The sequence below is a fragment of the Priestia sp. MDV22-iso46 genome (assembly GCF_058629175.1).
In genome coordinates this window covers 363,315-389,422 of record NZ_JBZVWT010000003.1, presented here as the reverse complement: position 1 = coordinate 389,422, position 26,108 = coordinate 363,315, and the positions used below count along the sequence as shown (strand labels likewise).

The 26,108-nt window shown below is 38.9% G+C and carries 37 protein-coding genes; 5 read left to right on the top strand and 32 right to left on the bottom strand.

Annotated elements, in window-relative coordinates; translation table 11 throughout:
* Positions 1-4: 4 nt before the first annotated feature.
* Both AC4NPH_RS19345 and AC4NPH_RS19340 read right to left on the bottom strand, forming a co-directional pair.
* Entirely contained in the window at positions 5-556 is a 552-nt protein-coding gene (locus AC4NPH_RS19345) for a shikimate kinase (protein WP_098196723.1), read from the bottom strand.
* A gap of 111 nt (positions 557-667) precedes the next feature.
* On the bottom strand, positions 668-1,003 hold the full coding sequence (locus AC4NPH_RS19340; RefSeq protein WP_255284992.1) for a hypothetical protein: 336 nt from the start codon (positions 1,001-1,003) through the stop codon (positions 668-670).
* Positions 1,004-1,155: 152 nt separating this feature from the next.
* Between AC4NPH_RS19340 and AC4NPH_RS19335 the strand changes: the two genes are divergently transcribed.
* On the top strand, positions 1,156-1,476 hold the full coding sequence (locus AC4NPH_RS19335; protein ID WP_013057966.1) for a hypothetical protein: 321 nt from the start codon (positions 1,156-1,158) through the stop codon (positions 1,474-1,476).
* Between the two features lie 115 nt (positions 1,477-1,591).
* Here AC4NPH_RS19335 and AC4NPH_RS19330 read toward each other — a convergent pair whose 3' ends face one another.
* The 6 genes from AC4NPH_RS19330 to AC4NPH_RS19305 all read right to left on the bottom strand — a co-directional run bounded on the left by AC4NPH_RS19330 (position 1,592) and on the right by AC4NPH_RS19305 (position 6,899).
* A complete protein-coding gene (locus tag AC4NPH_RS19330; RefSeq protein WP_057273564.1) occupies positions 1,592-2,287 on the bottom strand; it encodes an ABC transporter ATP-binding protein in 696 nt (231 codons plus the stop codon).
* Complete coding sequence (locus AC4NPH_RS19325) at positions 2,287-3,372, bottom strand: ABC transporter permease (protein WP_491938869.1); 1,086 nt, start codon at positions 3,370-3,372, stop codon at positions 2,287-2,289. The genes AC4NPH_RS19330 and AC4NPH_RS19325 overlap by 1 nt, the downstream gene beginning before the upstream one ends.
* 72 nt (positions 3,373-3,444) lie before the next feature.
* Positions 3,445-4,827 (bottom strand): sensor histidine kinase, encoded by a 1,383-nt coding sequence (locus tag AC4NPH_RS19320; RefSeq protein WP_097812231.1) that lies wholly within the window; start codon positions 4,825-4,827, stop codon positions 3,445-3,447.
* Positions 4,824-5,498: a response regulator transcription factor gene (locus AC4NPH_RS19315; protein ID WP_029322953.1), complete on the bottom strand. Its 675-nt coding sequence runs from the start codon at positions 5,496-5,498 to the stop codon at positions 4,824-4,826. Before AC4NPH_RS19315 ends, AC4NPH_RS19320 begins: the two co-directional genes overlap by 4 nt.
* A 163-nt stretch (positions 5,499-5,661) precedes the next feature.
* Positions 5,662-6,540: a PhzF family phenazine biosynthesis protein gene (locus AC4NPH_RS19310; protein WP_013057971.1), complete on the bottom strand. Its 879-nt coding sequence runs from the start codon at positions 6,538-6,540 to the stop codon at positions 5,662-5,664.
* A 14-nt stretch (positions 6,541-6,554) separates the two neighbouring features.
* A complete protein-coding gene (locus AC4NPH_RS19305) occupies positions 6,555-6,899 on the bottom strand; it encodes a YunG family protein (RefSeq protein WP_013057972.1) in 345 nt (114 codons plus the stop codon).
* A gap of 190 nt (positions 6,900-7,089) precedes the next feature.
* Here AC4NPH_RS19305 and AC4NPH_RS19300 point away from each other — a divergent pair, with 190 nt between their 5' ends.
* Positions 7,090-7,863, top strand: coding sequence for a DUF2628 domain-containing protein (locus tag AC4NPH_RS19300; protein ID WP_053487493.1), 774 nt, complete (start codon positions 7,090-7,092; stop codon positions 7,861-7,863).
* Positions 7,864-7,920: 57 nt separating this feature from the next.
* On the opposite strand, the gene AC4NPH_RS19295 is transcribed toward AC4NPH_RS19300, so the two are convergent.
* The 4 genes from AC4NPH_RS19295 to ymaG form a co-directional block, all read right to left on the bottom strand.
* Complete coding sequence (locus AC4NPH_RS19295; RefSeq protein WP_013057974.1) at positions 7,921-9,057, bottom strand: GAF domain-containing sensor histidine kinase; 1,137 nt, start codon at positions 9,055-9,057, stop codon at positions 7,921-7,923.
* A gap of 80 nt (positions 9,058-9,137) precedes the next feature.
* Positions 9,138-9,710 carry a GNAT family N-acetyltransferase gene (locus AC4NPH_RS19290; RefSeq protein ID WP_013057975.1) on the bottom strand — a complete coding sequence of 191 codons (573 nt, stop codon included), beginning with the start codon at positions 9,708-9,710 and terminating at the stop codon, positions 9,138-9,140.
* A gap of 77 nt (positions 9,711-9,787) precedes the next feature.
* Positions 9,788-10,996, bottom strand: coding sequence for an NAD(P)/FAD-dependent oxidoreductase (locus tag AC4NPH_RS19285; protein WP_098314667.1), 1,209 nt, complete (start codon positions 10,994-10,996; stop codon positions 9,788-9,790).
* Positions 10,997-11,472: 476 nt separating this feature from the next.
* Positions 11,473-11,766: an inner spore coat protein YmaG gene (ymaG, locus tag AC4NPH_RS19280; protein ID WP_035439060.1), complete on the bottom strand. Its 294-nt coding sequence runs from the start codon at positions 11,764-11,766 to the stop codon at positions 11,473-11,475.
* Positions 11,767-12,282: 516 nt separating this feature from the next.
* Between ymaG and AC4NPH_RS19275 the strand changes: the two genes are divergently transcribed.
* The gene (locus AC4NPH_RS19275) at positions 12,283-12,429 is read left to right on the top strand and encodes a YjcZ family sporulation protein (RefSeq protein ID WP_013057978.1); all 147 of its coding nucleotides are present in this window, start codon (positions 12,283-12,285) and stop codon (positions 12,427-12,429) included.
* Between the two features lie 309 nt (positions 12,430-12,738).
* Here AC4NPH_RS19275 and AC4NPH_RS19270 read toward each other — a convergent pair whose 3' ends face one another.
* The 3 genes from AC4NPH_RS19270 to AC4NPH_RS19260 form a co-directional block, all read right to left on the bottom strand.
* A complete protein-coding gene (locus AC4NPH_RS19270) occupies positions 12,739-13,185 on the bottom strand; it encodes a GNAT family N-acetyltransferase (RefSeq protein WP_013057979.1) in 447 nt (148 codons plus the stop codon).
* Positions 13,186-13,205: 20 nt separating this feature from the next.
* On the bottom strand, positions 13,206-13,589 hold the full coding sequence (locus tag AC4NPH_RS19265; RefSeq protein ID WP_013057980.1) for a MerR family transcriptional regulator: 384 nt from the start codon (positions 13,587-13,589) through the stop codon (positions 13,206-13,208).
* A gap of 370 nt (positions 13,590-13,959) precedes the next feature.
* Positions 13,960-14,895 carry an aldo/keto reductase gene (locus AC4NPH_RS19260; protein WP_053487497.1) on the bottom strand — a complete coding sequence of 312 codons (936 nt, stop codon included), beginning with the start codon at positions 14,893-14,895 and terminating at the stop codon, positions 13,960-13,962.
* Between the two features lie 273 nt (positions 14,896-15,168).
* Between AC4NPH_RS19260 and AC4NPH_RS19255 the strand changes: the two genes are divergently transcribed.
* On the top strand, positions 15,169-15,384 hold the full coding sequence (locus AC4NPH_RS19255; protein ID WP_013057984.1) for a hypothetical protein: 216 nt from the start codon (positions 15,169-15,171) through the stop codon (positions 15,382-15,384).
* Between the two features lie 34 nt (positions 15,385-15,418).
* On the opposite strand, the gene AC4NPH_RS19250 is transcribed toward AC4NPH_RS19255, so the two are convergent.
* Positions 15,419-16,339, bottom strand: a complete 921-nt coding sequence (locus AC4NPH_RS19250; RefSeq protein ID WP_057273573.1) for an EamA family transporter — start codon at positions 16,337-16,339, stop codon at positions 15,419-15,421.
* Between the two features lie 108 nt (positions 16,340-16,447).
* Between AC4NPH_RS19250 and AC4NPH_RS19245 the strand changes: the two genes are divergently transcribed.
* Positions 16,448-17,347, top strand: coding sequence for an AraC family transcriptional regulator (locus AC4NPH_RS19245; protein ID WP_491938867.1), 900 nt, complete (start codon positions 16,448-16,450; stop codon positions 17,345-17,347).
* A 30-nt stretch (positions 17,348-17,377) separates the two neighbouring features.
* Here AC4NPH_RS19245 and gvpU read toward each other — a convergent pair whose 3' ends face one another.
* The 16 genes from gvpU to AC4NPH_RS19165 all read right to left on the bottom strand — a co-directional run bounded on the left by gvpU (position 17,378) and on the right by AC4NPH_RS19165 (position 25,938).
* Positions 17,378-17,794, bottom strand: coding sequence for a gas vesicle accessory protein GvpU (gene gvpU, locus AC4NPH_RS19240; protein ID WP_013057987.1), 417 nt, complete (start codon positions 17,792-17,794; stop codon positions 17,378-17,380).
* 23 nt (positions 17,795-17,817) lie between these two features.
* On the bottom strand, positions 17,818-18,696 hold the full coding sequence (gene gvpT, locus AC4NPH_RS19235) for a YtxH domain-containing protein (protein WP_097812234.1): 879 nt from the start codon (positions 18,694-18,696) through the stop codon (positions 17,818-17,820).
* 36 nt (positions 18,697-18,732) lie between these two features.
* Positions 18,733-19,035 (bottom strand): gas vesicle protein, encoded by a 303-nt coding sequence (locus AC4NPH_RS19230; RefSeq protein WP_013057989.1) that lies wholly within the window; start codon positions 19,033-19,035, stop codon positions 18,733-18,735.
* 21 nt (positions 19,036-19,056) lie between these two features.
* Positions 19,057-19,341: a gas vesicle protein K gene (locus AC4NPH_RS19225; RefSeq protein ID WP_013057990.1), complete on the bottom strand. Its 285-nt coding sequence runs from the start codon at positions 19,339-19,341 to the stop codon at positions 19,057-19,059.
* The gene (locus tag AC4NPH_RS19220; RefSeq protein WP_097812235.1) at positions 19,295-19,582 is read right to left on the bottom strand and encodes a gas vesicle protein; all 288 of its coding nucleotides are present in this window, start codon (positions 19,580-19,582) and stop codon (positions 19,295-19,297) included. Before AC4NPH_RS19220 ends, AC4NPH_RS19225 begins: the two co-directional genes overlap by 47 nt.
* A 17-nt stretch (positions 19,583-19,599) precedes the next feature.
* The gene (locus AC4NPH_RS19215; protein WP_097812236.1) at positions 19,600-20,409 is read right to left on the bottom strand and encodes a GvpL/GvpF family gas vesicle protein; all 810 of its coding nucleotides are present in this window, start codon (positions 20,407-20,409) and stop codon (positions 19,600-19,602) included.
* Complete coding sequence (locus AC4NPH_RS19210; protein ID WP_013057993.1) at positions 20,410-20,676, bottom strand: gas vesicle protein GvpG; 267 nt, start codon at positions 20,674-20,676, stop codon at positions 20,410-20,412.
* A gap of 1 nt (position 20,677) precedes the next feature.
* On the bottom strand, positions 20,678-21,445 hold the full coding sequence (locus AC4NPH_RS19205) for a GvpL/GvpF family gas vesicle protein (protein WP_013057994.1): 768 nt from the start codon (positions 21,443-21,445) through the stop codon (positions 20,678-20,680).
* 14 nt (positions 21,446-21,459) lie between these two features.
* On the bottom strand, positions 21,460-22,386 hold the full coding sequence (gvpN, locus tag AC4NPH_RS19200; RefSeq protein ID WP_013057995.1) for a gas vesicle protein GvpN: 927 nt from the start codon (positions 22,384-22,386) through the stop codon (positions 21,460-21,462).
* A 28-nt stretch (positions 22,387-22,414) separates the two neighbouring features.
* Positions 22,415-22,681 (bottom strand): gas vesicle protein GvpO, encoded by a 267-nt coding sequence (gene gvpO, locus AC4NPH_RS19195; protein ID WP_013057996.1) that lies wholly within the window; start codon positions 22,679-22,681, stop codon positions 22,415-22,417.
* Positions 22,682-22,756: 75 nt separating this feature from the next.
* Positions 22,757-23,023, bottom strand: a complete 267-nt coding sequence (gene gvpA, locus AC4NPH_RS19190; RefSeq protein WP_013057997.1) for a gas vesicle structural protein GvpA — start codon at positions 23,021-23,023, stop codon at positions 22,757-22,759.
* Between the two features lie 19 nt (positions 23,024-23,042).
* Positions 23,043-23,516 (bottom strand): gas vesicle protein GvpQ, encoded by a 474-nt coding sequence (gvpQ, locus tag AC4NPH_RS19185; RefSeq protein WP_013057998.1) that lies wholly within the window; start codon positions 23,514-23,516, stop codon positions 23,043-23,045.
* Positions 23,517-23,541: 25 nt separating this feature from the next.
* Complete coding sequence (gvpT, locus tag AC4NPH_RS19180; protein WP_013057999.1) at positions 23,542-24,027, bottom strand: GvpT/GvpP family gas vesicle accessory protein; 486 nt, start codon at positions 24,025-24,027, stop codon at positions 23,542-23,544.
* A 60-nt stretch (positions 24,028-24,087) separates the two neighbouring features.
* Positions 24,088-24,348, bottom strand: coding sequence for a gas vesicle structural protein GvpA (gvpA, locus tag AC4NPH_RS19175; protein ID WP_013058000.1), 261 nt, complete (start codon positions 24,346-24,348; stop codon positions 24,088-24,090).
* A 443-nt stretch (positions 24,349-24,791) separates the two neighbouring features.
* On the bottom strand, positions 24,792-25,277 hold the full coding sequence (locus AC4NPH_RS19170) for a YflT domain-containing protein (protein ID WP_013058001.1): 486 nt from the start codon (positions 25,275-25,277) through the stop codon (positions 24,792-24,794).
* Positions 25,278-25,458: 181 nt separating this feature from the next.
* Positions 25,459-25,938 carry a DUF2798 domain-containing protein gene (locus AC4NPH_RS19165; protein ID WP_013058002.1) on the bottom strand — a complete coding sequence of 160 codons (480 nt, stop codon included), beginning with the start codon at positions 25,936-25,938 and terminating at the stop codon, positions 25,459-25,461.
* Positions 25,939-26,108: the final 170 nt, after the last annotated feature.

The window sequence follows — 26,108 nt, the reverse complement described above, 5'->3', positions numbered from 1 at the left end:
CCTTTTATATAGATAAAATAATTTCTTCCGCTACGGTATCTGCGGACTTTTCCTTTGTGTAGATCGTTTGCTTTGCCAACTTTTGATTGGATGGGTGCGTTACAAAATGTTTGTTAAGTTCAAAAACATCGTTGTCATCCGTTATTTGAAGCAATCTTTGCTGCAATATTTGTATGGACTCTTCTTTGTCAGTACTCGGAAGCAGTAAAAACAGAGACTGGTAAGGTTTTAAGGTCTTTTCCACTTGTTGAAACAGCTTTATGTCTTCATAAACCGAGTGGCCGGCGCCAAAATCAATTACCGCGTGCTTGTAATCTTCTAGTATTCTTTTAACGGCATAAGCTTCAAACGGCTTCCAATAGGCGTACATGCCTTGAAATCCTTGTTTCTCTCGAATATGTTGCTGTGTTTTTTTGCTGAATCCTATCTCGTGATAGTAGGGAAATCGTACTTCATCCATTGAGCACTGAGGAATCTTTAGTTTTTTTGCTACTTTTTCACCCACCGTCGTTTTTCCCGCGCATATAGGTCCAATGAGAATAATAGGGGTTTGCATAGGCTCTCTCCTTATTTCACTTCCAATACAAATTAGCTACATTTTTTTGGCTTTCATCCATCCACCATACTGAATATGAGTAGTAGTAAGTGCCCGCTTTAGAAGGTGCTTTCATCTTATTTTTTTCAGAGATACATCCACTTCATTTTTGTTTTGTATTTGTACCATATGCCGCTCGTTAGGCTGCCTTTCATGTTTTATAACAAGTGATAGCGATTCATTTGCTTTTACTTCAATAGGCTTTTCTGTTTTTAATAATTCTGAAGGTCCTGCTGTATCCACACACGTGCTTTTCCAGCAGTATGTGCCGACTTTTGTTTCGTAAAGATGGTTGTTTGCTTCGAGATACGCTTTTGGCGGGGATTCTTCAAGAAATCCACTGCTTGAACATCCTGTAAAGCTTGCCATGAGAAGTCCAAACGCGGCTGTTTTCCATGTTCTCATCATTTCATCACCTTTTTATTATTTCTTCATGGCTCTTTCATTTCCTGTTTCTTATTTTATTCCTTCCTAAATAGCGTTGTTTTATTTTCGCTACACGCTTTTTACAGAAGTGGAATATGAATAACTAACCCATCTACTAACAAAGGAGTGAACATATGGAGGCGCCAAATCGAGATGACAAATATACCCATAATGAAGAAAGCAAAGTAAGTTTTGAAGAGCTAATTGCTGCAGGAAATTCTTTAAAAACAATCGGTCAAATTATGGAGTTGATTGGAGCTGCAAATCTCTTTTCTCTTAATGAACGACCAACTCCTGGAGACAAACAAGTCGTATCGGGAATTGTGCTTCAAACGATTGGTCAAATTATTCATACGACCGGAATTTTTCAGCAGCTAGGAGAGCCAAGTGATGAAGTGATGCTTCAGGGACAGAAAAATGAAATTGCTGGAACGTCATTAAAAACGGCAGGCTAAGGTTTGGAAACGGCAGGAGAGATTAACTTATTTAACGAAGAACAAGAAAGTACGCCTCCATCGCTTAATTTTATACCATAAAAAAAGTGCTGCTCTTGACAAGAGCAGCACTTTTTTAGACTTGCACGCTATTTGATTCTACTAATTTCCCATCTTCCATCCACACAACGCGATCGCATAAATCCAGCATTCTTTGATCATGGGTAACCATTACAGCTGACTTGCCCCTTAGCTTCACTTCATCTGCGAGCATTTGCACGACTGCTCTTCCTCGCTCTGAATCCAAGCTTGCTGTAGGCTCGTCTGCAAAGATAATTTCAGGGTTATTCATCCACGCTCTTGCAATCGCTACCCGCTGACGCTCTCCGCCGGATAGACTTTCAGGGTAGTGATGTTTTCGATGAGCAAGCCCTAGTTTTTCAAGCAAATCATCCGCTCTTTTTTTCGCTTCTTTATTTCGATTTCCTTCTAGTTCCGTTACAAGAAGAAGCTGATCGCGAACCGTTAAATACGGAATTAAATTAGCCGATTGAAAGATAAAGCCGATTTTCTTCAAGCGGATGCTGTTCATTTGCCCAGGAGACATTTTATTAATCTCGTCTCCATCAATAATTACACGTCCGCTAGACGGTGAAAGCAGCGCCCCTGCAATAGATAAAAAGGTACTTTTCCCAGAACCTGAAGGACCGACAATCGCCACAAGCTCTCCGGCTTTTACACGCAGCGATAGGTCATTTAACACGACTACAGCGTTTTCTCCTTCTCCAAACGACTTGCTAACATTCTCTAAAACTAATTTTTCTTCACTCATTAAACGGCCCTCCCAATCGCTTCAACCGCATCTACTTTTGCTACGCGATACAGCGACAATAATGAACTCAGTACAGAAACAGCTACAAATAGCGCTGAACAGCCTGCGATTAGCGATAAATCCAAGTAAAATGGCAGCGAATCGGGCAAAATGGCAGCTACTCCGTATGTCAGTCCAATACTAATAGCGAGACTACATAAAGTTAACACAACCACTTGAGATAAAATCGTCCGCGCTAAATAACTTGTTTTTGCTCCTATCGCTTTTAACACCCCAAACTGATTCATTTTTTGAAGCGTCATCACGTAGAAAAAAACGGCTAATACAAAAGCTCCAATGATAAACAGAAACGCGATCATCATTAAAAGCGTGCCTTGTTCTTCTTGATAGCCAGGAATACCCTTTAACGCTTCATCTTTACTAATCACGTCAATGTTAGACCCCTTTTTTTGAAGAGCATGCGCTTTTTTATCGTCCATGTTTAACACCACTGCATTAAAGGCACCTGTGCTTTCAATTGTCTTCCCCTCTGTAAGATTAATATGAATAACAGGCGCGTGACTAAACGACTGATTTTTTGTAAAACCAACAATTGTAAAGCTTTTTCCTGAAGCCGTATCTTTTATCGTATCACCTAGCTTTACTCCTTCTTCTTTTAGCGAAGAGTCCGCCACGGCTTCATGTTTCGCATCGTCCGTAATCATCTTCCCTTCTATTACGTTCGGAGCTAAAAAGCCGCTTGTGCTTATGGCAAAAAACGAGGCGTCTATTTTTTTCTGTTTTCCTTCATTTATAACGGCTGTCATCATCACACCAAGCGGCTCAGCATTTTTCTTGCCGCTTAGTTGTTGAATATCTTCTGTTTTGTTTGCGGATAAAACAGAGCGCGTCAGGCGCTGATCCGCTTCTTTTTGAAGCACAACGTAATTTCCTTTCATTTCTTGAACAGCTGAAGCATTGTCAGAGGAAAGCCCCTTTGCTAAGCCTGATACAAAAAGCACAAGCCATACAATTAACACCATAATCACGCCAATGAGTAAGTAGCGCAGCTTCGCATGTTTCAATTCACGTAAAGCCAAAAACATCTTTCTTTCATCTCCTTTTTTAATTCTATTTAAAGTATAAAAATAAAAAATGAATGGAAGATGAACGGCTCATTACATTTTCGGAAGATAAACGTGAAAGGTGCTGCCTTTTCCTTTTTCACTTTCAACGTGAATGGAACCTCCGTGCATTTCGACAATTTGCTTCACAATCGCTAAACCAAGACCGCTGCTTCCTTCCGTCCGGCTTCTTGCTTTATCTTCTTTATAAAAACGATTAAAAATATGCGGGAGGCTTTCTTTTGACATGCCGATTCCCGTATCTTGAAATTCAACGTGGCAATGCGTGTCTTCCATCTGCACGCGAAGAGACAGCGTTCCTCCTTCTTCCGTAAACTTTACGCTGTTTGTAATCAAGTTTGTCCACACTTGATGAAGCAGTTTTTGATCGCCTGAAATCATCGTTGAAGGAAGATCCATTTCAATAGCTAACTCTTTTTCACGCCAGCTCCACTCTGTCATAAACAGCACTTGCTTGATTTGAGCTGCAACATCAAACGGGATTTTGTCGATATTCTGACTTTCTTTATCAAGTGAAGCAAGCGTAAGCAGTTGTTTGCTGAGCGACGACATGCGCCGGCTTTCTTCTTCAATAATAGACAGATACTCATTTCTTTGTTCATCAGAAAGATGTGCAGAACGGAGCGTTTTCGAAAACCCTTGAATGGATGCCAGCGGAGACTGAATTTCATGCGACACGTTGGATACAAATTCTTGGCGCATCTCTTCAAGCTGCTCTAAACTTTTAGCCATCTCGGAAAAGTGTGAAGCAAGCGCGCCGATTTCGTCTCGGCGCTTTACGTACAGCTCGACGTTGTATTTTCCTTTTGCCACTTGTTTTGTCGCTTCCGTTAGCTTGACAATTGGTTTTACTAAATAACGCGTACTAATAAGTACAAATAAAATACTTAATATAATCATCACCAGTAAAATAACCGAGAAAAAAATGCGCATTTCCCCGAACTGCAGCTGAATATCAGGGCGGATAAACAGCGCTTGCTGCTTATTACTTTCTCCTTTTAACGGCACGCCGATGGTATTGGCTAACTCATTATCAAAAAATCCCGTCACAAACACCTGTGAAGGAAAGTTTGCAATTCCGTGATACATTTTTCCGTCCAGTACTTGTTTGACAGCACTCTTTTCTAAGCGCTGATTTCTAAATTTCCGTCCGTAAAACGTCTCATGTCCGCTGCTGTCCACCACATATATTTGATAGCCTAATTTACTAATATGCTGTAAATAAGCTTGTTGATCCACGCCCCTATTGCTTTCGTAAAAACTCGCAATGTCTTTTGCCATACGCGTAAGCTTTTGATCGTTATAAGGTTTTAAGCTGTACTGATAATAAACGTTTGCTAAAATAAACGCTAGGAGACTGCTAAATACCATTACAGCGATGGTCGTCAGGACAATCTGCAAATAGAGCGTCTTCATTTTGCCTTCACCTCAAGCTTATAGCCGACTCCTCGAACCGTCGTAATGACAAAATCATCGGTATGTTCAAACCTTTCGCGCAGCCTTTTTACGTGTACATCGATTGTGCGGTTATCTCCGTTAAAATCCGCTCCCCATATCAGATGAATTAATTCTTCTCTTGTGAAAATTCTTCCTGGATAGCTCGCAAGCTGAGCTAATAATTCAAATTCTTTCATTGGAAGAATTAACAGTCGCCCGCTGCAGTGCACTTCATAGCTTTTTCGGTCGATAGAGGTGTTGTTCAGCACGATCATTTTTTCATTTACCACTTCGTACCGGCGAAGCAGGGCTTTGATTCGGAAAATCAATTCTTTTGGTTCAAACGGTTTTGTCACATAGTCATCTGTTCCTGCTAAAAAGCCTTTTTCTTTGTCTTCCAGCTGATCTTTTGCCGTTAATAAAATAATGGGAAAATCATAATAGCTGCGTATTTCTTCGCAAACTTCATACCCGTCTTTATGAGGCATCATAATATCGACAACCGCTAAATGAATGTGCTGCTTAGCAAGCAGACCCGAAGCTTCCTCACCGTCTTCTGCTTCATGCACCACATAGCCTTCAAGCTGCAAATAGTGACGAACTAATTGCCGCATATGCTCATCGTCATCCGCCAGTAAAATGTGAATCATTTCTTCTGCCACTCCTTTTATCAACCATTTAAAATGGCGGCCTTTTGGCCGCCATTATTTATTCTTTCAGTATCTATCTGTTTACTAGTGTAACCAAACGCCGTGGTCCTATTGCGTTTTTATTAGGATAAGAACTTATTGTGAACAGCAGATGAACAGCTTGTTACAAAATCCATTCACCGCGCGCAATCATCTCTACTTTTCCGCCTACTTGAATGTGAAATTTCTCTCCGTCATAACTAGCTTTTACATACAGCAGTGAAGGTCTTCCTATTTCGTATCCTTGTTCTATACGTATATCAATAGCTGGTTGATTAAAATAGCCGCATTTAACTAAATATGCTGCTAAACAGCCGTTGGCGCTGCCGGTTGCCGCATCTTCTGGAACACCATAGTAGTCGGCAAAATCTCGTACGTTTAAGTGATGATCTTGGTGATAGGTTTCCGGCGAAAATACCATAATTGCTTTTGCTTCCGTGTCTTCTATCAGTTTGAAATATTTTTCTTTGTCTACGTTTATCTCTTTAGCTGCTTCTAATGATGTTAACGGGACAAGGATAACCGGCAGACCGGTGGATACTTCTTGAACAGGAAAACGCGTGTCGATATAAGCTTTATCAAGGTTTAACACGTCCGCCACTCGCTTTTTATCAAGCACTTTCCCAAACGTCGGCTGACCTTGTGTCATCCACAGCACATCTTTTGGTTCATCGTATGTAACGGGCGTAGGACCTGCTTTATAATGAAGAATAAGCTCCTCTGTATCTTTTTCTTCTAGTTCTTCTCGGATAACATAAGCGGTTCCGAGCGTCGGATGTCCTGCAAATGGCACTTCTTCATTAGGCGTAAAAATTCGCACGTTATATTCCCTTTTTGCAGAAGAAGACGTAATAAACGTCGTTTCAGAGAAATTAATTTCTTTAGCTATTTGCTGCATCTCTTTGTCTGAAAGGTTTCCTGCGTCTTTAAAAACTGCGAGCTGATTTCCCGTATATTTTCTCTGTGCAAATACATCAACAATGGAATACTGAATACTTTTCATTTATGTGTTCCTTTCTAAAGCAAATTTTCATGTATAAAATAGGTCATTACGTTTTTCTTTAAAGCCTCATATTGCTCCTTATTCGTATCCATAAACGCTTCTTCCCGACTGGATAAAATGTCTGCATAATGGAGAGGCTCGCGAAATTGTTCTTGTGTAAAATCACAGCGCTGTTCATCAAGCTGATTATAGAAATGCCAGCCTTCTTTACACGGAGTTTTTAAAATATATCCTCCTTTTAGATCTTGAACGACAAGGGCCGTTACGCCGCACTGTCCCTTAGAAGGATTATCAGCCGTCCACTTCGTGCTTGAATGAATTGACCACGATTGGTGCAGGGCTTTCTTTAAATGATTCATGCTCAAGCAGCTCCTTTTTCTTCAAATCTACCATATTATTCTTTTTTATGAAACTTCTTGTTGAAAAACCCATAGCACAAATATTCTTACTTTAAAAATAATTTAAGGAAGAATAGAAAAATAATAGAAATAATGTATAATAATAGAGTCATTTTAGATGATAGATTATAACCAACGAAAGGTGTTTTAAATGGAAGAACAAGCAGTAAATGAACTCATTTCTTTTGAAGAAGAGCATAAAGTAGTTCGAACGAATACGTCGTATTATGATTTAAAATGGGGAAAAACAGCCAATCCAGCTAAAAACAACACGTGGAACTGGGCAGCCTTTTTTCTGACAAGCGCTTGGTTTGCATACCGAAAAATGTATAAGCACTTTTTTATTTTATCGCTTATTGAAGTAATTTGGTTTTCCCTTTTGTGCTTTGTAGACATACCAGAGTGGTCCGATGCAATTGTGTTCGGCGGCGCTTCACTTATTACAGGGCTATGTGCAAACCGCTGGTATTATAAGCATGTTAAAAACGTGTTAGCTCGAGCCGAAGCTCAGCCGGAGCAGCGGAAAGAAGCTTATCTGCAAATAAAAGGCGGCACTCACATCGGAATTGCTATTGGTTTAAGCATCTTGGCGCTTGTGATTACTTTTGGAGTCGGAGCGGGATTATCATTTTTACCAACAAAAACGAATATTAAAGATGTAGTTCGCTACGGCGACGAAGCAATTACGCTCGAAACGTACAACGATCATCCAAAATGGACCTATATTAAAAAAGAAGGCCGTCATCATGTTGTACAATTTACCGGCTACGATTATACAGAAAAAGAGCATGTACGCATTGTGTTTAACGTTTATTTGGATAAACAAATTTACGAATGGGACAAAATTTACATCAACGGCAAAAAGTTAAATAAAAAAGATGCGGAAGACTATGAATACTGGATTGAAGACAGTTCAGCATATTAAAAAGGTCAGCAAAAAAGAAAGGATGAGTGCTTGCTCTCCTTTCTTTTTTGTTTTATCTTAAAGCGTCAAAGGCAGCTTCACCGTCACTACCGTCCCGTTCTCATCACTTTCAATCGCAAGCTTACCGTTATGCTCGTTGATGATCGTTTTACAAATAGAAAGCCCTAACCCCATGCCTGTTCCATCTTTTGTTGAGAAAAATGGATTTCCTACTTTATTAATAATGGATAGCGGAATGCCAGAGCCGGTATCTTGAATGTCAATAAGAGCCCAACCTTCCCATTCTTTGATAATAAGATTTACTTCGCCGCGTTTCTTTTTCTCCATTGCTTCAATGGCGTTTTTCAAAAGATTCATAAACACTTGTCTCATTTGAGCAGGATCGATTGATACAAGCGGAATGGCTCCTTCTATTCTTACGTTCATTTCGACATTATACAGCGCAGCTTCACTTTTCAAGAAAGCAACGGTATCATGAATAACTTCTACAATCGATACGATTTCTTTTTTAGGCGCTGTTGGCTGCGTAACAAGCAAGAAGTTGTTAATGAGTTCATTCATACGATCCAGTTCATCAAGAACAATTTTTTGAAAAGGCTCTGCCTGTTCATTTTCATTAAATAGAAATTGGATAAAGCCGCGCACCGACTGCATCGGGTTTCGAATCTCATGCGCTAACCCTGCTGCTAGCTGCCCTACGAGCGCCAATTTATCAAGCTGCAGAATTTTCTCTTCAATTTTCGGCAAAACAGCCGCTTGATTTTTATAAATAATATGAGACAAAATACCAGCCAGCCGGTTTAACCCTTGAATTTCACTTTCGCTAAACTGATAAGGATCCGGATCGACCGCGCATAAGGTACCAAACATTCTCCCGTCTTCTAGCACAATAGGTGTTCCTAAATAAGAACCTACCCGAGCACCATCAATGATGGCTAAATTAGACGTTCTAACATCGCGTATTGTATTGGGAATAACAAGGGGTTCATCACACGTGACTAAGTTGCATACCGCAAGCTCTAACGGCAGCGTCAGTCCATCCTCTACAAGGCTGCCCCCTTCTTTATTAAAGGCTTTCATAACTGAAAATTGTTCGTCGAAAACCCCTACAAACAGCGTCCTGCTTCCGACTACTTCGCTAGCCATCTGCAATACATCCCAAACGGCTTTTTCATTGATGTTCCTCTCTTCCATTACCTTAGTCACCTACTATTTAAATATAGACTGTTCTATTCTCTTATTCTCATTATAAATTTTAAATGTAAAAACGTATATCAAAATTTTAAGAACTCGTTTATTTCTTCTATTTCATCATTAGGGTTAAGGATAGCCAAGACTTGATGGTCTTCCCATATGCCATTAATATTTACATTTTTTCTAGCAATTCCTTCCCTATGAAACCCTGCTTTTTCGAGTACGCGCTGAGAAGGCAAATTACGTGGCATGACGCCGGCTTCAATGCGGTGAAGATGCAGCTCTTCAAACGCATAGCCAACAAGTACTTTTACAGCTTCTGTTGCGTACCCTTTTCCATTATGATGCTGATCTAGAAAATAGCCGATAAACGCGCTTTGTAAAGATCCGCGCAGCACTTGAAAAAGACTAATGGTGCCAATCAACTTATTATTCTCTTTTTGAAAAAGACCAAAATAGTATTCTTCATCGTTTTTCCTATTCTCTTCATGACGCTGAATTTTTTCTACTTGGCTTTCCAACGTATAAAAAGAATGCTCTCGAATCATAGAAAACTGTTCAAAAAAGCCGCGATTGTCCTTTTGCAACCGAAGGCTGTCATGCGCGTCGCTGACAGTTAACGGGCGTAAATAAATAGCGTGACCCTCTATCATACTATGTCTCTCCTCTACTTCAAGAAATATATGTAAAAAAAAGAAGGCTTTTTAAAAACCTTCCATTTTCTCACATATTAAACTTTTCTCGTTTGAATGTAAAGTTCTAAATCACTGCTTTTCTTCGTTGTGATATGTTCTGCTATGATTTTAGCTAGCACCATATTATACACCGTTCCGTTATCTCCATATCCGCTTAGAAAGTAACAGTTAGGCATTTCGTCATATATTCCGATAAGGGGAAACCCGTCATGAGTGCCTCCGTAATAAGCGCTTATGTAATAATCAGCTTCAACTTGAAGATGAGGAAAAAGCTTATTGAACTCTTTTAAAAGTTTGTCTCGTTTATGAACGAGTTTGGCATCACGTTCTTGCGGCACAATGGTGTTTTCATCAAGACCGCCTATAATGACCCGATTATCGGAAGTTGTTCTCATGTAAATATACGGTCGAGCGGTTTCCCAAATTAAATTTCGATTTTTCCATCCTTTAAAATCCTTTACAGGAGTCGTAACGATAGCATAGGAACTTGTGAGTACAGCTTTTTTCTCTCTCTTAAATTCTTGATTTTCATAGCCTCCTGCCATAATGACATATTTAGCTTTGATTTGTGATTTATTTTTAGTGAAAAACACAGCTTCATCTTTTTCTAACTTTTGACCGACAATTTCTGTTTCTTCAAACATCCGAACCCCATGCTGTTTTCCATACTCTAACAGACCGAGTGTAAAGCTGTAAGGGTTCAGCTCTGCATCATTTTTAATAAGCATTGCCATTCGTTTTTTAAATCCATAGTCTTTTTCAATTTGGTCTTCTGATAAGATTTCAGCTTCAAATCCATGCTTTTGCATATAAAAATAGTCTTTATTTATCTTCGTGATATCTTCTTCATAACTTGCATAATACAAGCTGTCTCTTCTTATAAATTCTGCATTAATCGGAAGCTTTTTAGCTGCTTCCTCAATATCTGTAATAGCCTGTTCGCACAGCTTATAATGACGGACTGTTTTTTCTTCTCCAAACGTGTTGACTAATTCGTAAAACAATTTATCTCCTAAATATTGAATAAGAGAGGTATTTACAATTGTACTTCCATGCCCTGCTTTACGTTTATCAACAACCACAACATCAAGCCCCTGCTCACATAAATAGTAAGCACATTGTGCACCTGAACTTCCTCCTCCAATAATAAGAACATCGCACTCAATATCTTCCTCTAGAGATGGGTATACAGGCGGCTTCGCTACAGTTGTCTGCCAATAAGGGTTTCCAGATAATAAATCCATGCAAACGCCTCCTTTCTTCTCTGTATTATGCCCAATATAAGCTAATTTTTGCATGCAGCAGGATGAAAGTATGTGGGTTAAGCTTTTCGAGAATAGTAAGCAGGTTATTAACGTAGAGGTCAAGTGATTAAAGAAGCCATTCATTAAACTAATCTTCTATACAATAGAATTAATCATGACTCTTAATACCATGAGCATATAAAGTGGACGACTAAAGTATTGATAAACATCATGTTGTGATCTTCTGCTTTAGACACAGACCTCCAGTAAGTGCGTAAATATATAACTTCTTCACTACATAAAAAACTCCACGCAAAAGCCACCTGGAAAATCACCAGATGGTTTTTTATATTAAGTGGGGTGCACGCTCTGATTAACTGCGGATGGATATAAAGCCTTACGTTCCAAAACAGACTTCTTTATAGAAAAGAATGATGTAAAAAATACTTCTTCTGAGATTTTTCTTTTACTTGCGTTTAACAGCCGCAGCCAAAGCCATAACCGCCGTAGCCGCCGTAACCGCCATACGGATAACCACCGTAACCGTAGCCGTAGCCACCATAGCCGTATGGTGATAACAGTGAGCCTGCTACTAGCCCTCCTGCTAATCCTCCTAAAAATGGACCCCCAAAGCCAAAGCCGAATGGTCTGCCAAAGCCAAACGGGCGTCCGAAACCAAACGGTCTGCCAATAAACCTTTCATCTGCGTGTTGAAGTTGATGATGATCTTGAGAATACATAGTAGGTAAAAAATGCATTTCTGAATTCATAAGAGAAACCTCCGTTTTTTTGTTTTTGCTTTCACCCATGAATATGCATTTACCTATTCGCTGTCTTAGGCAAATATCTTGGTTATGCTGAAAATAAGGGAAAAGAATTACGAAAAAAAGCAAATTACTAGGTTTATATGAAAATGAGCTTGATTTCTCTTTAGTACCTAATACATACAAAAAGAAGCGGATCCTGACTTAGAATGGTATACGGAAAGTACTAACATGTTTATTTCATAGTAAAAAATAAGAAGCCGAAGAAAAAATTCTTCGGCTTCTTTTTCATTATGTACGCAGGCTAAGGAGGAAGTGGTATTAGCCTGCTTCGTTATAACATGGGGGCTCATATATGAGATCTTGGGATGATTCATCCTATGTAGAAAGTGAAAAAAAGTACCGTGTCCATCTTATTTTCTTATCTTTTTTTATTTTCATTGAAATCATTGGATATTTTTGGAGCACTTTTGCATTTCAGGCATATGTTAAAAATGTACTCAGAACTTGGAGGTGAAATATATGGGCTTCTATGGTGGCTGTGGTTATGGCGGTTACGGTTACGGCGGCGGCTGCGGGTTTGGCAGTGGCTTTGCTTTAATCATCGTATTATTCATTTTATTAATCATCATCGGCTGTGCTTGCTGGGGAGGATTTGGCGGTTGCTAATCATTAGAAATAATGATGAACAGCTTCATTTCCACTAATTTTTTTACCAAAAGCTAGCTTTCCACTTTATTATGAAAAAGCAGTGTCCACATAATGGGCACTGTTTTTAAATGTGCTTATGAACCGGATAATAATAAGACTAACGTAAAAAAATGGATTTTTTAATCTGCCGTTTCTTGTCTACTTCTTCCCATCATCTTATTTTTCTTGTTCATAGTTCCTTTTCTTCTACATATTAATAGATAAAAAGATTAATTAAAAAGAGAGTCACTCCGCAACTCTCTTCCTGCTCTATGTAGATGCTAAACATTAAACAAACGTTTTTTTCAAGACAACGCGCTGATCATTTACAGTATAGCCGTTTCTTTCATAAAACGCCTGTGCAGCTCCTCCAGTCGCCGTCAAGAGATACAAGCTGTTGATATCGTGTCTTTGAAGTTCATTCTCAAACCGGCTTAAGATAGCTGAACCATATCCTTTTCCTTGCACGCTTGCGCTGACGCAAAGCTCGGCCACGTAAAAGGTCATACCGCTGTATGATTTTTTCGCTTGACCTGCAATCATTCCAATCAAATCTCCTTGGTCATAAAATAAATAACCCATAAATTTAGGTGTGTTCAGTAAATCAGTCAGCCTTTCTCTAGCTGATTTCTCTGTCCAAGGCTCATTCCAAGGTTTTTTTGTAAATACATTCATATACAAGTTAATGCACTGCTGCATATTCTCTCCAGTGAGAGGTACTACTTTTTCGATCATTTTTATGCTTCCTTTTTTGTTTAGTTTGAAGGCTTGTTAACAATTCGCTCGTACATTTCCGGCAGGTGCTTAATTTTATAATCAATCGTCTCAAGCTTGTGATAGATTTCTTCGATTTCTTTTTGTACCGCTTTTTTATGATCCATCAGCATTTGCAGACTTTTATCAAGCACGGCATTTTCAAGCGTACAGTTTTCAATAAGCGTCCGAATGTCCTTGATTTGCATACCTGTGCTTTTTAAGCAGCAAATTAAATCAATCCATTCAATATCTTGTTCTTTAAAAATACGATTCCCTGACGCTGTACGATCTAAAAATGGAAAAAGCCCTTCTTTATCATAATAGCGAATGGTATAAATTGTCACGTTCAATTTCTTTGCAACTTGTGAAATGGTATACGTCATACTGCTTCCTCCTACACCTTAAACTTCTCAGAAAAACATGATGATTTTGTCTTGACCTCTAGTTATCTCGAGGGTTTATTCTTTTATAGTCTTCTTCATTGAGCTCTTTATGCTGCAGATTTTTTGTACAAGCAGCAAGCAACATATATTTAAACCTGAAAGGATGAATACGATGAATACTGCTCGCATGATGCTTACCATTGTAATTGGCGGTTTTATTGCCTTTTTGTTAGGTCTTGGCGTCACAAAAATAATTGAGCTGCTGCTAAATCTTTTTCTAGCTTAACCAGTAGTTACTTATCGTAAAACGCAGGTAACTCCGTTCCATATCCGAACGGAGTTACCTGCTTTATTTTAAGAACTGCAGCGCTTAAGGCACCATGTTGCCAGCGGCTTTATAAATATCGTACCACTCTTCGCGCGTTAACTTGATTTCTGAACCTTTACTTGCATCTTTCATACGCTGAATATTTGTAGTACCAAGCACTACTTGAATATTTGCAGGATGAGTTGTGATCCACGCAACGGCAATCGCTGTATTCGTCACGCTATATTTACTTGCGATGCGATCAATCACTTCGTTTAGCTTTCCAAATTTCTCTTTATCGCCTAGGAAAGGTCCTTCGAAAAATCCGTTTTGGAATGGCGACCACGCTTGAAGCGTTATATCATTTAAACGGCAATATTCAAGCACGCTGCTGTCGCGGTTCACAGCTTGGTCGATGCCCATATTTAAAGAAATACCAGAGTCAATGATTGGCGTATGTGCGATGCTGAACTGCACTTGGTTTACGACAAGCTTTTGGCCGATGTATTTTTCAAGCAGCTGAATTTGCGCTGGGTTGTGGTTCGACACACCAAAGTGACGTACCTTTCCGCTGCTTTGAAGCTCATTAAACGCTTCTGCTACTTCTTCAGGATCCATTAGCGGATCTGGGCGATGAAGTAATAAAAGATCTAAGTAATCTGTTTTCAAACGCTCTAAGCTGCCGTTAACAGAGTCTATAATATGCTTCTTTGAAAAGTCATAGTAATTTTTCGCTGAGTTAATGCCGCATTTACTTTGAATCACCATTTTCTCACGAAGACTTGAATTCATTTGTATAGCGTTTGCAAAATACTCTTCGCATTGTCCTACATAATCAGGACCATAAATATCAGCATGGTCAAAAAAGTTAATTTCTTCTTCCATCGCTGTGCGGATTAGCTTCTCTGCTTCTTGTAAAGAAAGCTCTGTTAAACGCATATTTCCCATAATTAAATTTGATACGTGTAAGTCAGTATTAGCAATTGTATGATACTTCATATAAAGCCCCTCCTTGAAATGATACTACTACAAGATAAACCATAGAGTTAACTCTAGGTCAAGCAGAAAGAATAAAAGATTTTATAAGCAACGACGGTAAAACACCCTATCTTTTTTGGTAAAAAGATGAAATACTAGTTTGTGGTGTGATAAAAGTCACTGCCGCTCTGCATTTCATTTAGTAGTATATGTTACGTTCTTTTCTTTCTTTTTATCGAAGCTTATTTCATAGCAATACATTAATCTATCAGGCAAAGGAGCTTATCAATCACTATGCAGAAAACGAAAGCAAAACGATTTGAAATACAGTATTCCGTTCTAAAAGATGAAGCCAAAATCAAAGGAACTTTTGTGATAGAATCTGCTAAAAACCGAGATGACGCATCAAGACTTGCTAAATTAAATGTCTCTACAAAAGAAAGAGTGTTTATTCAATATGTAAAGATTTTAAAAGTCAAACGAGTTTCTACAGATTCGGCGGCAAAGTGACATTTGTTTGCTTCTTCTTTTAGCAAGCCCCCATTTATGCTGAAAGTGTCGTCTCAGAAGATGTTTGTTTCGTTCGTGTGAGTAATAGAACTAATCCAATAATACAAGCTGTGCCAATCCATTGATAAAAACCAAAAGGCTCTTTCAGCCAAACAACGGTTGTAATAACAGCGGCTAAAGGCTCTAAACTTCCAAGCAAACTCGTTTCTTTAGGTAAAAGACTTTGCAGGCTTTCTACATAAAACCAAAAAGCAAGCATCGTGCCAAAAATAATGACAAATAAAATATATCCGCAGGTTATTGGTGATAAGCTTGACGCTTCCCAAGGAGGATGAATAAAGCTCATTACGCTTCCCCCAATTACCATTGACCAGCCAACGATGACAAGCGAACTGTACTTTTTAATCAGCGGCACCGCATACAGCGTATAAAAAGCAGCCGCTACGCCTGACAGCACTCCCCAAACAACGGCAGATACAGGAACAGACAGCTGAGAAATAGAGCCGTTTGTTAATAAAAAAAAGCAGCCCCCCAGTGCCAGCAAAACAGTGATGACGTCTTGTCGCGTAAATATAGACTGCTTGCGCAAAAGCAAATAGATGATAATCATCACCGGTGATAAATACTGCAGCAGCGTAGCTACTGCTGCATTTCCATGCTTAATAGAAGCCATATACGTATACTGAACGGCAAGCATACCAACTATGGCAAAAACGACGAGCTGAAAAGCTGACTTTCGGTTCTTCCATACTCCAAGTATGTGAGAACGATTACTTTTTATACATGAAATCATTAGCAGCAAAAAACCCGCAATGAGAAGCCGTACTGAAACAAGCCAGTCTACACTGATTTCAAATTCTTGAAAAAGCTTTTGAGCAACCGTTCCTCCCATCCCCCAACATATAGCTCCAGTTGTTACAAAGAAGAACCCTTTTTTTCTGCTGAGATCGTTCATCTTTCATCCCTCACTTTTATTATAAGAATAGTGTTATAATAAGTGAAAAACGGGGCGGAAAATACGCATATTGCATTAAAAAATATAAATATATTGAGGTGACCATGTATGCCAGCAGCCCATTTTAAAATTGATGAAAACTTAAAAGAGCTAACGACCCATCGCACCGTTGAGCTACCAGTAGCATGTTATCAAACGACGATCGGCGATCACATAAACGGCTACATCCCTCTTCACTGGCATGATGAGCTTCAATTTGTATTCGTTATAAAAGGTGATGCGTCTTTTCAAATAAATGAAAAAACAGTGACTGTAAAACAAGGCTACGGACTGTTTATTAACAGCGGATGTCTTCATATGACTGAAGATATAAACAAATCCGGCTGCGTGTACATTTGTTTAAATGTTTCTCCTCATTTTCTTGTGCCGCAAGAGCTTTTTACAAATTACGTTTATCCCTACATTCATGCAACGAATCTATCACATTTATTCATCAGTCCAAAGCAAGCCTGGGGAAATAACGTGTTAGAGTCTATACATAAGATACACACATGGATTCATAAGCAGCCGCACCACTATGAAATAGAGATTGCCTCTGAACTCAGCATAATGTGGAAAAATTTAACTCTTAACGGGTTGCAGCTGAAATACAATGAAAAAGAAATGATCAAAAATCAGCGGATGAAGCAAATGCTCAATTGGATTCATTTGCACTTTGCTGAAAAGATTACGCTCGATGATATTGCCAAAGCCGGACAATTGAGCCGTTCTGAATGCTGTCGATATTTTAAGAAAATGTTAAAAAAATCGCCTTTGACCTATGTATTAAACTATCGAATTCAGCAAAGCTTAGTTATGCTGCAGCAAGCAGAAGCAAATGTGACGGAAGTCGCCTATCAAGTAGGATTTAATAGTACAAGCTATTTTATTAATCAGTTTCGAAAAGAAATGAAGATGACTCCGCTCATGTATCGAAAAAAGAAGCTGCACATCTCATCACATCACTAAAAAACGGCGGGGCAATCACCCCGCCGTTTTTTATGAACTCTTTTTACTCGTTGATTTTGCATCAGAAATCTTTCCTAAGAAAAACCCGTCTACTTCTGCTATTTTCCCTCTCCAAAAGATTTTGCCTTTAGAAGGAGTAGATTTACTGTCTCCACAGTAAATCTTTGTATTTTTCAAATGAATAAAATGGGCTTCTGCTTCTCCGTTTGATTCGCTCGCTTCGCTTGCTAAAGAGAATTGTTCGCTTAGCGCCTGAGCCACTTCACTGCCTTCTTCAAACGTTTCGCTTAAGTAATCAAAGTATTCTTTTGCTGAAATCATGGTACCGGAAATCACAGCGCCGTTTACATTTAATGAAATATCAAGTGAAAAGCCGTGTTTATTAGAAGCTTTCACAAAATATTCAAGCGTATTGTCTTTAGTTGAAAAAGAAGGGCCTGTACTCATGTCTTTCTTTCCTCCTTTACGTCTTAGGCTGTTGTATCGTCTTCACTAGAAAGAGATGTTGCTTCATCATCTTCTTCGTCCGTGTTTTTCTTTGCTTTTGTATTTTTTGATTTTTTAGCTGTTGACTTTTTTGGTTTCGCTTCCTTTTTTTCTTCTTCGCTTTCATCTTCGTCTTCTTCTTCTGTTTTTACTTTTTTATTTTTTTTGTTTGAGCGAGAATCTTCCTCTTCTTCCTCGCTGTCTTCGTCACTTTCACTTTCTTCTTCCTCAGCTTCTTTTTTATCCTTTTTACGTGGCTTAGATGTTTCTTCTTCGTTTTCATCGTCCTGCTCGTTTTCATTGTTTTCATCGTTCTCATCGTTCTCTTCTTCGTCGGAATCTGTATCTTCCGCTTCTTCGTCTTGATTTTTATTGAGGCTAAGCTCAACAAGCATGTTCATTTTTTCTTCAAGCTGTGATAAGCGATCTTGAAGAGTTTGATTTTCTTCTTTTAACTCGTCGTACTCTTGAACGTTATCGTCTTCTGTTTCGCTACTAGAAGAATTTACGTTTTCTTCATCATCTTTTGATTTATCTTTATCTTTTTTAAACAAGCTTCCCGCAGATGTTTTCAGGCTGGCCACGCTGCTTTTTGATTTTTCTTTTACCTTTGTTCCTAAATCAGATGCTTTGCTTTTTAATTCGTCTGTATCAATGCGGTCAAGGAGACTTTTTCGATTTTCAGGAGTCGATACATATCCAATCGTTGCACCGATGATGCCTCCTGCTACCGCTCGTTTGATTGGCCCGCTGCTTGTTGTTTTGCTTGCTTTTGAACCGTTCTTTTCTTTTGAACCGTTTTCCGCATTTTTATTTTCCTTGTTTTCTGCCTGTGTGTTATCTAATTTTGTTTCAGTTGCCATTGTAAATCCCTCCATTTTTTAAGTAGCGTACAGTTTTTAACGTTTCGTTTCTATTTTTTCTTCAAGCGTTTTTAACCGCTCATGCAGCATTTTATTTTCTTCTTCGAGCGCTTTGTTATTGGCTCCTTTTGAACTGAGATACGGATCATTTTCCCACCAGTCCATGCCGATTTCTTTTGCCTTATCAACCGAAGCCACAATCAAGCGGATCTTTATCGTTAATAGCTCGACATCTGCAATTCCTACGGTGATGTCCCCCGCTATAACGACTCCTTTATCCAAAATCTTTTCGAGCACATCTACAATCGTACTTGACTGCATATTATGTTCGACTGCCATACTGTTCCTCCTACTGACCGCTTAAAGCAGGCTGCCTAGCGGTCCAAGATCAATATTTAAATCTTCTGCATCCAGACCGAACACCTCTTTCAACTCGTCCATTTTTTCTTCTAAGTTCATTAGTGCAATTCCTAAGTTTTCAATTTGTTCGTCCGTCAACGTTCCACCCTCCACCCGCCTCATGGCATGACGTTCAACGATTTGCCTCAATAGCTCAATAACTGTCATCACAAGCTGCGCTAAGCCTTGTTCAGCTTGATCAGGATCCAAGTGGATTCGTCCATTTGCTTGGCTGACCGGTTGCATCCATTAATTCCTCCTTTTGTTTATCAAATTGTTCAGAAGTGATTGGTTTGTGATTTCCTTCTTTTGCTTGCACAAGCGTTTCAACCGAAGAAATAAGCACCCGCAAATCCAAATACACTAAATCGACGCCAGCTATGGAAATGATTAAGTCTCCTTTAATGGCGACTCCTTTATCTAAAATGACATCTAAAATATCAATAAGAGCAATATCTTTATTCTCCATGGATTGTTTAAGAGACATAATGTTAATTCCTCACTTTACGCAAAGCTCGAGAAATGATAGGGCGGCCATGGTCCCGTCACTTCAAACTTCCAGCCTTTATTTTCAAGCCTTTGCTGAAGCTCTTCTATTTCGTTTACGAACTTAGTAATCTGCAGAGACGGGAGAAGAAACACGCTGTTCCACGCCATCTGTTCAGCTGCGCCAGTTACGTCTTTGCTCCAATTCTTTTTAACAGAGTCATAAAGCGATAATTCTTTTAGCTTGTCATGTATCTCTTCACACACTTTGTTTTTGTGAAGCTCTAATTCTTTTTCAATCAGCTGATCTATTTTTTTCTTTTCAAAAAACTGTCTTCCTGGTGATAAGTGACTAATTTCTTGTTTTTTCGCTTTCACGCTTTCATTCGTTTCGCTGATTCCTTTTTTAAGCTCTGTATCATCACAGTAAATTTTCACATTCCACTCTTCATTTCCTTGAAGCAGCGTCAGTGAATTCTCTATCTTTTCTTTGTTAATCTCAATAGCTGCCTGCAGACTTTCTTCACCTTTATAAATGGTGCAAAATTTTAATGGAATGATCGTAAATTCTTCGTACAAAGCGGCTACCGTTTCGTGATGATGAAATGCTTTTTCCTGCAGCCAGCTCATATCCTGCTCCATTTTTTCTTGAATCACTTTTTCTGAATAGGTGTCAGCATCCAGCTTAGAAACTACAGCCGTCACCTGATCAAACGCAATTGGGTACAGTGAATGTTCTCCGTCAAACCCCTTATAAGATGGAAACGGCTCTATGGCTGCTGCTTCTTTTGTTGGAATTAAACCGTATAAATACAGTAATTCTCCCATCTAGGATTCCTCATTTCTTTTTTGTGTTAGCTCTTCCCATTGTTCAATTTCTCTGCGTTTCGCAATTTCGTACCTCATTAACAATTCATCTTCTTTTTCTTGAAACGCTTCTTCTGGAATTTCACCAAGCTCAAACATCATTTGAAGCTGAATGAGTTTTTGCTGAATCGTCGGAAGGTCATATAGCTGTTTATCAGCTTCTTCCTGTACTTTTTCGCCGATTTTCACTACAAGGTTAATGGGTGCGGTTACTAATTTGTGAAGCACGTTATTTCTCTTCTACTTTTAGGCGAATGTTCACAAAATTATAAGCAGGCCAAGGACCGCTGTAATGAAAATCGGCTTTGTCTTTCCAGTTTTCATGCGCTTCATTTACTTTTTCATCAAACTTCGCTTCATCTTCTCGGTTAATTAAGAAAGACGCGTTTAAAAGCATCGTTTCGCCCGTTGGCTCATTTGCTTTTGCTGCTTCCGCTGCTTCTTCAAGCGGAGAAAATACATCTGTCTTGACTTCTTTTTGCAGGGAAGTAAACATCTTTTGAGCCATTCCTCCAAGTTGAATACGCTCATAATAACCGGCTGCTTCTGATTTTCCTTTTACGGATGCTGATACTTTCTCAAGTTCAGGATTTTCGTTTACTTTTTTCTCAAGCCATTCTTTTTTCCCAATTACTTTTAAACCGACTTCAATTTTTCCTTTGATCGCTGGAAACAGCTTTTCAAACTGCGGATAAAGGTTTTCCAAAAGAACTTTTACGTCTTCTTTTGATTTGAATACATTCCCAAAGCTGATTGGAATAACCGTATCGTTCTTGTCCATAATCGCTGCTACTGCGTTTTGATGCATTAATAAATTTTGGCGATTAGGATGATAAATTTTCATCGGTACTTCAGCTGCTACCATAGCCGCGTCTTTGTAGCGAATCAAAAATGTTTCAGCTTTTGTTCCTTCTACTTCCACGGCGCCAAATTCTTCGTCTTTATCCGTTTGAATGGCGCTAAAAATATAAATACCTGTTTCGTTTGTTTCACTCATGTTTTCAAGCTCCTTTACTTTTCTTCAGTGTCTATATTCTTACATTCTTCTAAAATGATTTTTTCGGCTTTGCTTTTTGCATTTTCTTCATCCAAACATTTGGTAAGCGGATGATGCAAAATATCGATACATAACGTTTGAAAATCTTCGTCACTTCCATCGATAGGAATGTCTTGCTGCGTGGCAAGGGTAGCGATCATAAGCGAAGCCCGCAGGCTAAGTCCGCTGCTGTTTTCGTCTCCAGAGCGGTTTCGCACGTTTGCTACGAGCGTTACAATTGTGCGCGCTTCATCTTCTTCTACGTCCGTTTTCTCCGTTAAAATCGCTGTCTCTCTGTCGATGTCTTTATAATCAATAAACATGGTAATTAACCTGTCGAGAAGCGCATCTTGTGTATCATATACGCCGGCATACTCAGCTGGATTGCTTGTGAAGATGACGCGGAAATCGGGATGCACGCGCACAAAAGGATCGGTCATTTTTACTCCATACAGCGGCAGCACGCCTTCTTCTAATATCGATAGAAAGATATTATTCGTCGCAGGCTTAGAACGAGTAAATTCGTCGTAAATCAGCGTATAGCCATTTTTTACAGCTTCAAGCAATCGGCCATCCTGCCAGTTTTCACTCACTTGTTCATCTTTTTTATAGACAGAACGAACGTACTGGTCGATTACTTTTTTGCTCGTGTATCCCGTAAAATCGCCAATTAAATCTTTGTTGTTGAGCTCGTGATTCCCGTGCATCAGCATTACAGGACGCTTTCTCTTTTTAGCAAGCGCTCGCGCTAAAGAGGTTTTGCCTCCGCCGGCAGGACCTGTAAAATGAATGGAATAGCCGGATTTTAAATAGCTCAGCGCTCTTGAAAGAACCTCTTTTGTCTCGTCATCTTGTATAAAAGCTCCACTGCCTTTTTTCCTTTTGTCTGTTAAGACGGTCATTTTTACGTTCCTCCTGCCATCTTATCGTTTATGCTTCAATGCCAATGGCGCTTCTATATCTGACGTCGAGTCGTTTGAATGAAATGACTTCTTTTTCTTTATTTAAAAAGCACTCGTACGTTCCGAGCATTTCATCTTTGGCGTATTTTTTCATATATTCTCGTTCTTCAATGACTTCAACAATAACTCTCCAACCTTCATCTTCAGTAGCTTCCACCGAGGTAATTTTATGAGGAGGAGCTACGTGTTCACCGAAAAAGTCGTTCACGGCTTGCATAATTTTTTTAATTTCCATTTTTAGTAGCCTCCAATAGTTAGATCTAAAAGCTGGAACCACCCTCAAAAAAGGAAGGTTCCATACCACTTCATATTAAATACTAAAACGCGGCTGCCCTTCACTTGAATTTGAACGTTCAGGAAGACCGTTTTCTTCTACGTCGTCACGAAGAAGCCCTACTGCTTCTGCATAGCGTAACCATGTATCAACACTGGCAATAACCACTCGCGCTTCAATCGTTAAAATTTCAATTCCTACAACAGAAACTCTTGCAAAAGCATCAATAACAATTCCTTTATCTAAAATACGGTCAATGACTTCTGCTAAACTTGAACTATTAGTACTTTTTTGAATAGACATATCTCATTTCTCCTTTCGCTTATGATCCCATTGTTTTTAAATCTGTAGATGATTTAATATCATTAGAACTTTTAATCTTAGTAGAGCTTTTAATATCCGTTGCTTTTTTAATCTGATTTACGCCTTTTATTTTCCGCTTATTTTTTGACTTCTCTTTATCGTCTGAAGAAGAAACTTTTTCTTGAAAGTTTTCTCCAGCTTCTTTCACATCGCTAAGCTTATCTTTTACTGATAGTAAGACGTCTTGGAGCTTTTCTTTTGCGTCTTCCCCTTTGCCGTGTACCTTTTGGGCATTTTTTTCTTTTGTTTCCTGCAGTTTTTCTGACGCTTCATTTGCTTTTTCCTGCAGTTTCCCTTCAGTTTTTTCGACAAATTTTTCTTTCGCTTTTTCTTTAACCTTTTCTTCTATCTTTTCCTTAACAGGTTCAGGCGTATGATCGATGATCTTTTTTCCTGCTTTTAAGGCTGCTTTCTCCACATCTTTTTTATCCATGAAATTCCCCTTCAGGACGGATATCTTACTTCTTCGCGTCCATGAGTTTGTTTAGCATCTCTTCAATGCGCTGCAGCTGGTCGTTCATATTTTTATTTTCTTCTTTTAGCTCTTCGTACTGAGACGTTTCCATTTCTGCGCTTTGGCTGACTTCTTCCTGCGAATCGCCCTGTTCATTTGATGCATCATCTTTTTTCTTTTTAGGTGCCAGCAGCTTGCTTAAATTGTCTTTTTCAAGATATCCTGTAGCCGTCTGCCTTAATGCTCCCATCGCTTGCTGCGTTAGAATATCCTGTGCGTTTCTTCTTAACTCTTGTCCTGTCGCACGTACAATTTCTGATTGTCCTAAGCGGCTGAGTACTTTTTTACTCGTTTGAGGACTTGAAAGAAGTCCAATTCCCGCTCCTACTACGCCTCCTAAAATAGCAAGATTTAAAGAGTTTTGCGTTTTTTCTTCCTGCTGCTGATTTTCTTGTTTTTCACTTTGCACATTGTTATCAGTTGTTGACATGTTTCATCCTCTTTTCTCTTATTATTATTTATTTAATGAATTTTCTTACGATTAAAAGACTTAAAAGCTAAGCCCTGCTCCTCGCTCCTCTGTTCGGCCAGGCAGCCCTTCTTCCTCTACTTTGTCGGTTAATAACCCAACGGCTTCTGCGTAGCGAAGCCACGTATCGACACTTGCAATAACGACTCGTGCTTCAATCGTTAAAATTTCAATTCCTACGAGTGATACTCGGGCAAAAGCATCGATGACAATCCCTTTGTCGAGAATTCGATCAATCACTTCTGCTAAACTAGAACTATCTGTACTTTTTTGAATACTCATTTTTAGCAGCTCCTTTCGAAATTTAGCTAAATGAATGATGCTACTAATGAACCTGCTTAACTTTTTAAGTAAACATACTTTTGAAATATACTTTTTAGCCCTCTTTCAAACATGAATAATTTGCTAAAAAGTAATTTCTGAAAATAAATTAGAAAATTATTCTACTACGTATAATAATTAACAGTTAATTATTGGATGAAATTTGCGCGTAAATCCTTCTATTAAAGCTTTCATCAAGATTTTAATCCCAAAATAAAACAATAAATACATTATTGTTACAATAATATTACATTATAATTTAAGGCATATTATTATTCGATACACCATGACATATTTTGATATTTTTAACTGTTATGGAATATTATTGTTCAATTGATGTGTTTAAATCAGTGCATAAAAAAATCTGCCGCACTGCGACAGATTTCTCCTACATATCATACGTTCTATAAAATCATTCCGGTTAAAGGAGCTTTCGGGTTTCCATCATGATCTGAGTCTTCTTTGTCTACTAAAACAAGCAAGCTGCCTTCTTTGACTGAATCATTATATTGTTCGGCCTGCTGTTTTGGAATTCCCATACTTACTAAAATACCAGACAGACCTCCTACGCTCGCACCAGCTGCCGCACCTGTTAATGTAGCTACAATCGGACCAGCCGCCACAATTGGACCTATTCCCGGTATGGCAAGAGCGCCGGCACCTGCTAATATTCCGGTCAAGCTCCCTAGCGTACCTCCGGTAAGTGCTCCAGTTGCTGCTCCTTCTGCTTTTGTATTCGTTTCTTTCTGAACGTTTTTGGTCTTTTTATGTTTGCCGATGATAGAAATTTCCTCCGATGCATACCCTTCTTTTTTTAAACTCTCTACGGCATGAACTGCTTCTTGTTCCGTTTCGTATATTCCCACAACATTCTTTGCTTTTGCTTCCATACTATCTCCTCCTCATTAATGTTGTGTGTACCCGAGAGCATTACTTTGAAACGTTTTAAAGAGTAAGTATTTCTAAATAAATAACGCCAAATCACTTTTCATTTAGTGACTTTCTTCTCTTCTTACCAAACAGCTTTGCATAACAAAACCCTAAGAAAATAGGCGTTCTTAGGGTTTTGGCTTAAGCAGCTGCCGGATTCTTTTTCACAAATTTCATAAACAGTCCGCGAACTAAAGGACCCATGATGAGAAGCTGAAGCGGGTATGCCACGATAAAGTTTTTCATAACGATCAATGCATAGCTTGAAAGAAGCGGCTCTCCGTCTAAACCTTTTGTAAGTGACATCGTAATTAACCCGTATACAGACATGCAAAGCACCATTCCGATCACCATACATGATGACAAAATCAACACGACTTTTAACTGTTTCGATTTATCAAACGGCAGTGAAAATGCTACTTTTTTTGCTACGGGACCGACGAAAAAAGTTTCGACAGCCATTGCGACTACAAACGTGATAACCAAGTTCAAAATACCTTCTGCAAGCGTGATATGCCCGATGACGTCATTCATTAACATGTTATACACCGTCATCACAAGCACCATCCCTCCGCACATCATCATTCCAAAATACATACTTTCTTTTTTAGTTGTTGGCACTTTCCTCATCCTTTTCATGTTTTTTACTTGGCTTAGTATAGCTTTTTATCTTCCTTCTTCGTAAGTGAACGATTTGTGAACATTTATGGAGAAAATCCCCTGTGATTAAAAAACGGCACAGGGGATTTTCTAAACGAAAGCGGCTGCTGCCCCTTTTTTGTGGAGGAATG

Bases quoted from the DNA above. Each gene is read 5' to 3' on its own strand.
- AC4NPH_RS19285 (WP_098314667.1), bottom strand. From the start codon at position 10,996: ATGGATTTATTATCTGGAAACCCTTATTGGCAGACAACTGTAGCGAAG.
- ymaG (WP_035439060.1), bottom strand. From the start codon at position 11,766: ATGAATTCAGAAATGCATTTTTTACCTACTATGTATTCTCAAGATCAT.
- AC4NPH_RS19260 (WP_053487497.1), bottom strand. From the start codon at position 14,895: ATGAAGTATCATACAATTGCTAATACTGACTTACACGTATCAAATTTA.
- AC4NPH_RS19215 (WP_097812236.1), bottom strand. From the start codon at position 20,409: ATGGGAGAATTACTGTATTTATACGGTTTAATTCCAACAAAAGAAGCA.
- gvpT (WP_097812234.1), bottom strand. From the start codon at position 18,696: ATGGCAACTGAAACAAAATTAGATAACACACAGGCAGAAAACAAGGAA.
- AC4NPH_RS19245 (WP_491938867.1), top strand. From the start codon at position 16,448: ATGCCAGCAGCCCATTTTAAAATTGATGAAAACTTAAAAGAGCTAACG.
- AC4NPH_RS19225 (WP_013057990.1), bottom strand. From the start codon at position 19,341: ATGCAACCGGTCAGCCAAGCAAATGGACGAATCCACTTGGATCCTGAT.
- AC4NPH_RS19295 (WP_013057974.1), bottom strand. From the start codon at position 9,057: ATGGAAGAGAGGAACATCAATGAAAAAGCCGTTTGGGATGTATTGCAG.
- AC4NPH_RS19330 (WP_057273564.1), bottom strand. From the start codon at position 2,287: ATGAGTGAAGAAAAATTAGTTTTAGAGAATGTTAGCAAGTCGTTTGGA.
- AC4NPH_RS19320 (WP_097812231.1), bottom strand. From the start codon at position 4,827: ATGAAGACGCTCTATTTGCAGATTGTCCTGACGACCATCGCTGTAATG.
- AC4NPH_RS19275 (WP_013057978.1), top strand. From the start codon at position 12,283: ATGGGCTTCTATGGTGGCTGTGGTTATGGCGGTTACGGTTACGGCGGC.
- AC4NPH_RS19265 (WP_013057980.1), bottom strand. From the start codon at position 13,589: ATGACGTATACCATTTCACAAGTTGCAAAGAAATTGAACGTGACAATT.
- AC4NPH_RS19340 (WP_255284992.1), bottom strand. From the start codon at position 1,003: ATGATGAGAACATGGAAAACAGCCGCGTTTGGACTTCTCATGGCAAGC.
- gvpA (WP_013057997.1), bottom strand. From the start codon at position 23,023: ATGTCTATTCAAAAAAGTACTAATAGTTCAAGTTTAGCAGAAGTCATT.
- gvpT (WP_013057999.1), bottom strand. From the start codon at position 24,027: ATGTCAACAACTGATAACAATGTGCAAAGTGAAAAACAAGAAAATCAG.
- AC4NPH_RS19345 (WP_098196723.1), bottom strand. From the start codon at position 556: ATGCAAACCCCTATTATTCTCATTGGACCTATATGCGCGGGAAAAACG.
- AC4NPH_RS19230 (WP_013057989.1), bottom strand. From the start codon at position 19,035: ATGGCAGTCGAACATAATATGCAGTCAAGTACGATTGTAGATGTGCTC.
- AC4NPH_RS19305 (WP_013057972.1), bottom strand. From the start codon at position 6,899: ATGAATCATTTAAAGAAAGCCCTGCACCAATCGTGGTCAATTCATTCA.
- AC4NPH_RS19290 (WP_013057975.1), bottom strand. From the start codon at position 9,710: ATGATAGAGGGTCACGCTATTTATTTACGCCCGTTAACTGTCAGCGAC.
- AC4NPH_RS19315 (WP_029322953.1), bottom strand. From the start codon at position 5,498: ATGATTCACATTTTACTGGCGGATGACGATGAGCATATGCGGCAATTA.
- AC4NPH_RS19250 (WP_057273573.1), bottom strand. From the start codon at position 16,339: ATGAACGATCTCAGCAGAAAAAAAGGGTTCTTCTTTGTAACAACTGGA.
- AC4NPH_RS19255 (WP_013057984.1), top strand. From the start codon at position 15,169: ATGCAGAAAACGAAAGCAAAACGATTTGAAATACAGTATTCCGTTCTA.
- AC4NPH_RS19270 (WP_013057979.1), bottom strand. From the start codon at position 13,185: ATGATCGAAAAAGTAGTACCTCTCACTGGAGAGAATATGCAGCAGTGC.
- AC4NPH_RS19310 (WP_013057971.1), bottom strand. From the start codon at position 6,540: ATGAAAAGTATTCAGTATTCCATTGTTGATGTATTTGCACAGAGAAAA.
- AC4NPH_RS19220 (WP_097812235.1), bottom strand. From the start codon at position 19,582: ATGTCTCTTAAACAATCCATGGAGAATAAAGATATTGCTCTTATTGAT.
- gvpU (WP_013057987.1), bottom strand. From the start codon at position 17,794: ATGAGTACAGGCCCTTCTTTTTCAACTAAAGACAATACGCTTGAATAT.
- AC4NPH_RS19335 (WP_013057966.1), top strand. From the start codon at position 1,156: ATGGAGGCGCCAAATCGAGATGACAAATATACCCATAATGAAGAAAGC.
- gvpQ (WP_013057998.1), bottom strand. From the start codon at position 23,516: ATGGATAAAAAAGATGTGGAGAAAGCAGCCTTAAAAGCAGGAAAAAAG.
- gvpA (WP_013058000.1), bottom strand. From the start codon at position 24,348: ATGAGTATTCAAAAAAGTACAGATAGTTCTAGTTTAGCAGAAGTGATT.
- AC4NPH_RS19325 (WP_491938869.1), bottom strand. From the start codon at position 3,372: ATGTTTTTGGCTTTACGTGAATTGAAACATGCGAAGCTGCGCTACTTA.
- AC4NPH_RS19300 (WP_053487493.1), top strand. From the start codon at position 7,090: ATGGAAGAACAAGCAGTAAATGAACTCATTTCTTTTGAAGAAGAGCAT.
- gvpO (WP_013057996.1), bottom strand. From the start codon at position 22,681: ATGGAAATTAAAAAAATTATGCAAGCCGTGAACGACTTTTTCGGTGAA.
- AC4NPH_RS19205 (WP_013057994.1), bottom strand. From the start codon at position 21,445: ATGAGTGAAACAAACGAAACAGGTATTTATATTTTTAGCGCCATTCAA.
- AC4NPH_RS19170 (WP_013058001.1), bottom strand. From the start codon at position 25,277: ATGGAAGCAAAAGCAAAGAATGTTGTGGGAATATACGAAACGGAACAA.
- gvpN (WP_013057995.1), bottom strand. From the start codon at position 22,386: ATGACCGTCTTAACAGACAAAAGGAAAAAAGGCAGTGGAGCTTTTATA.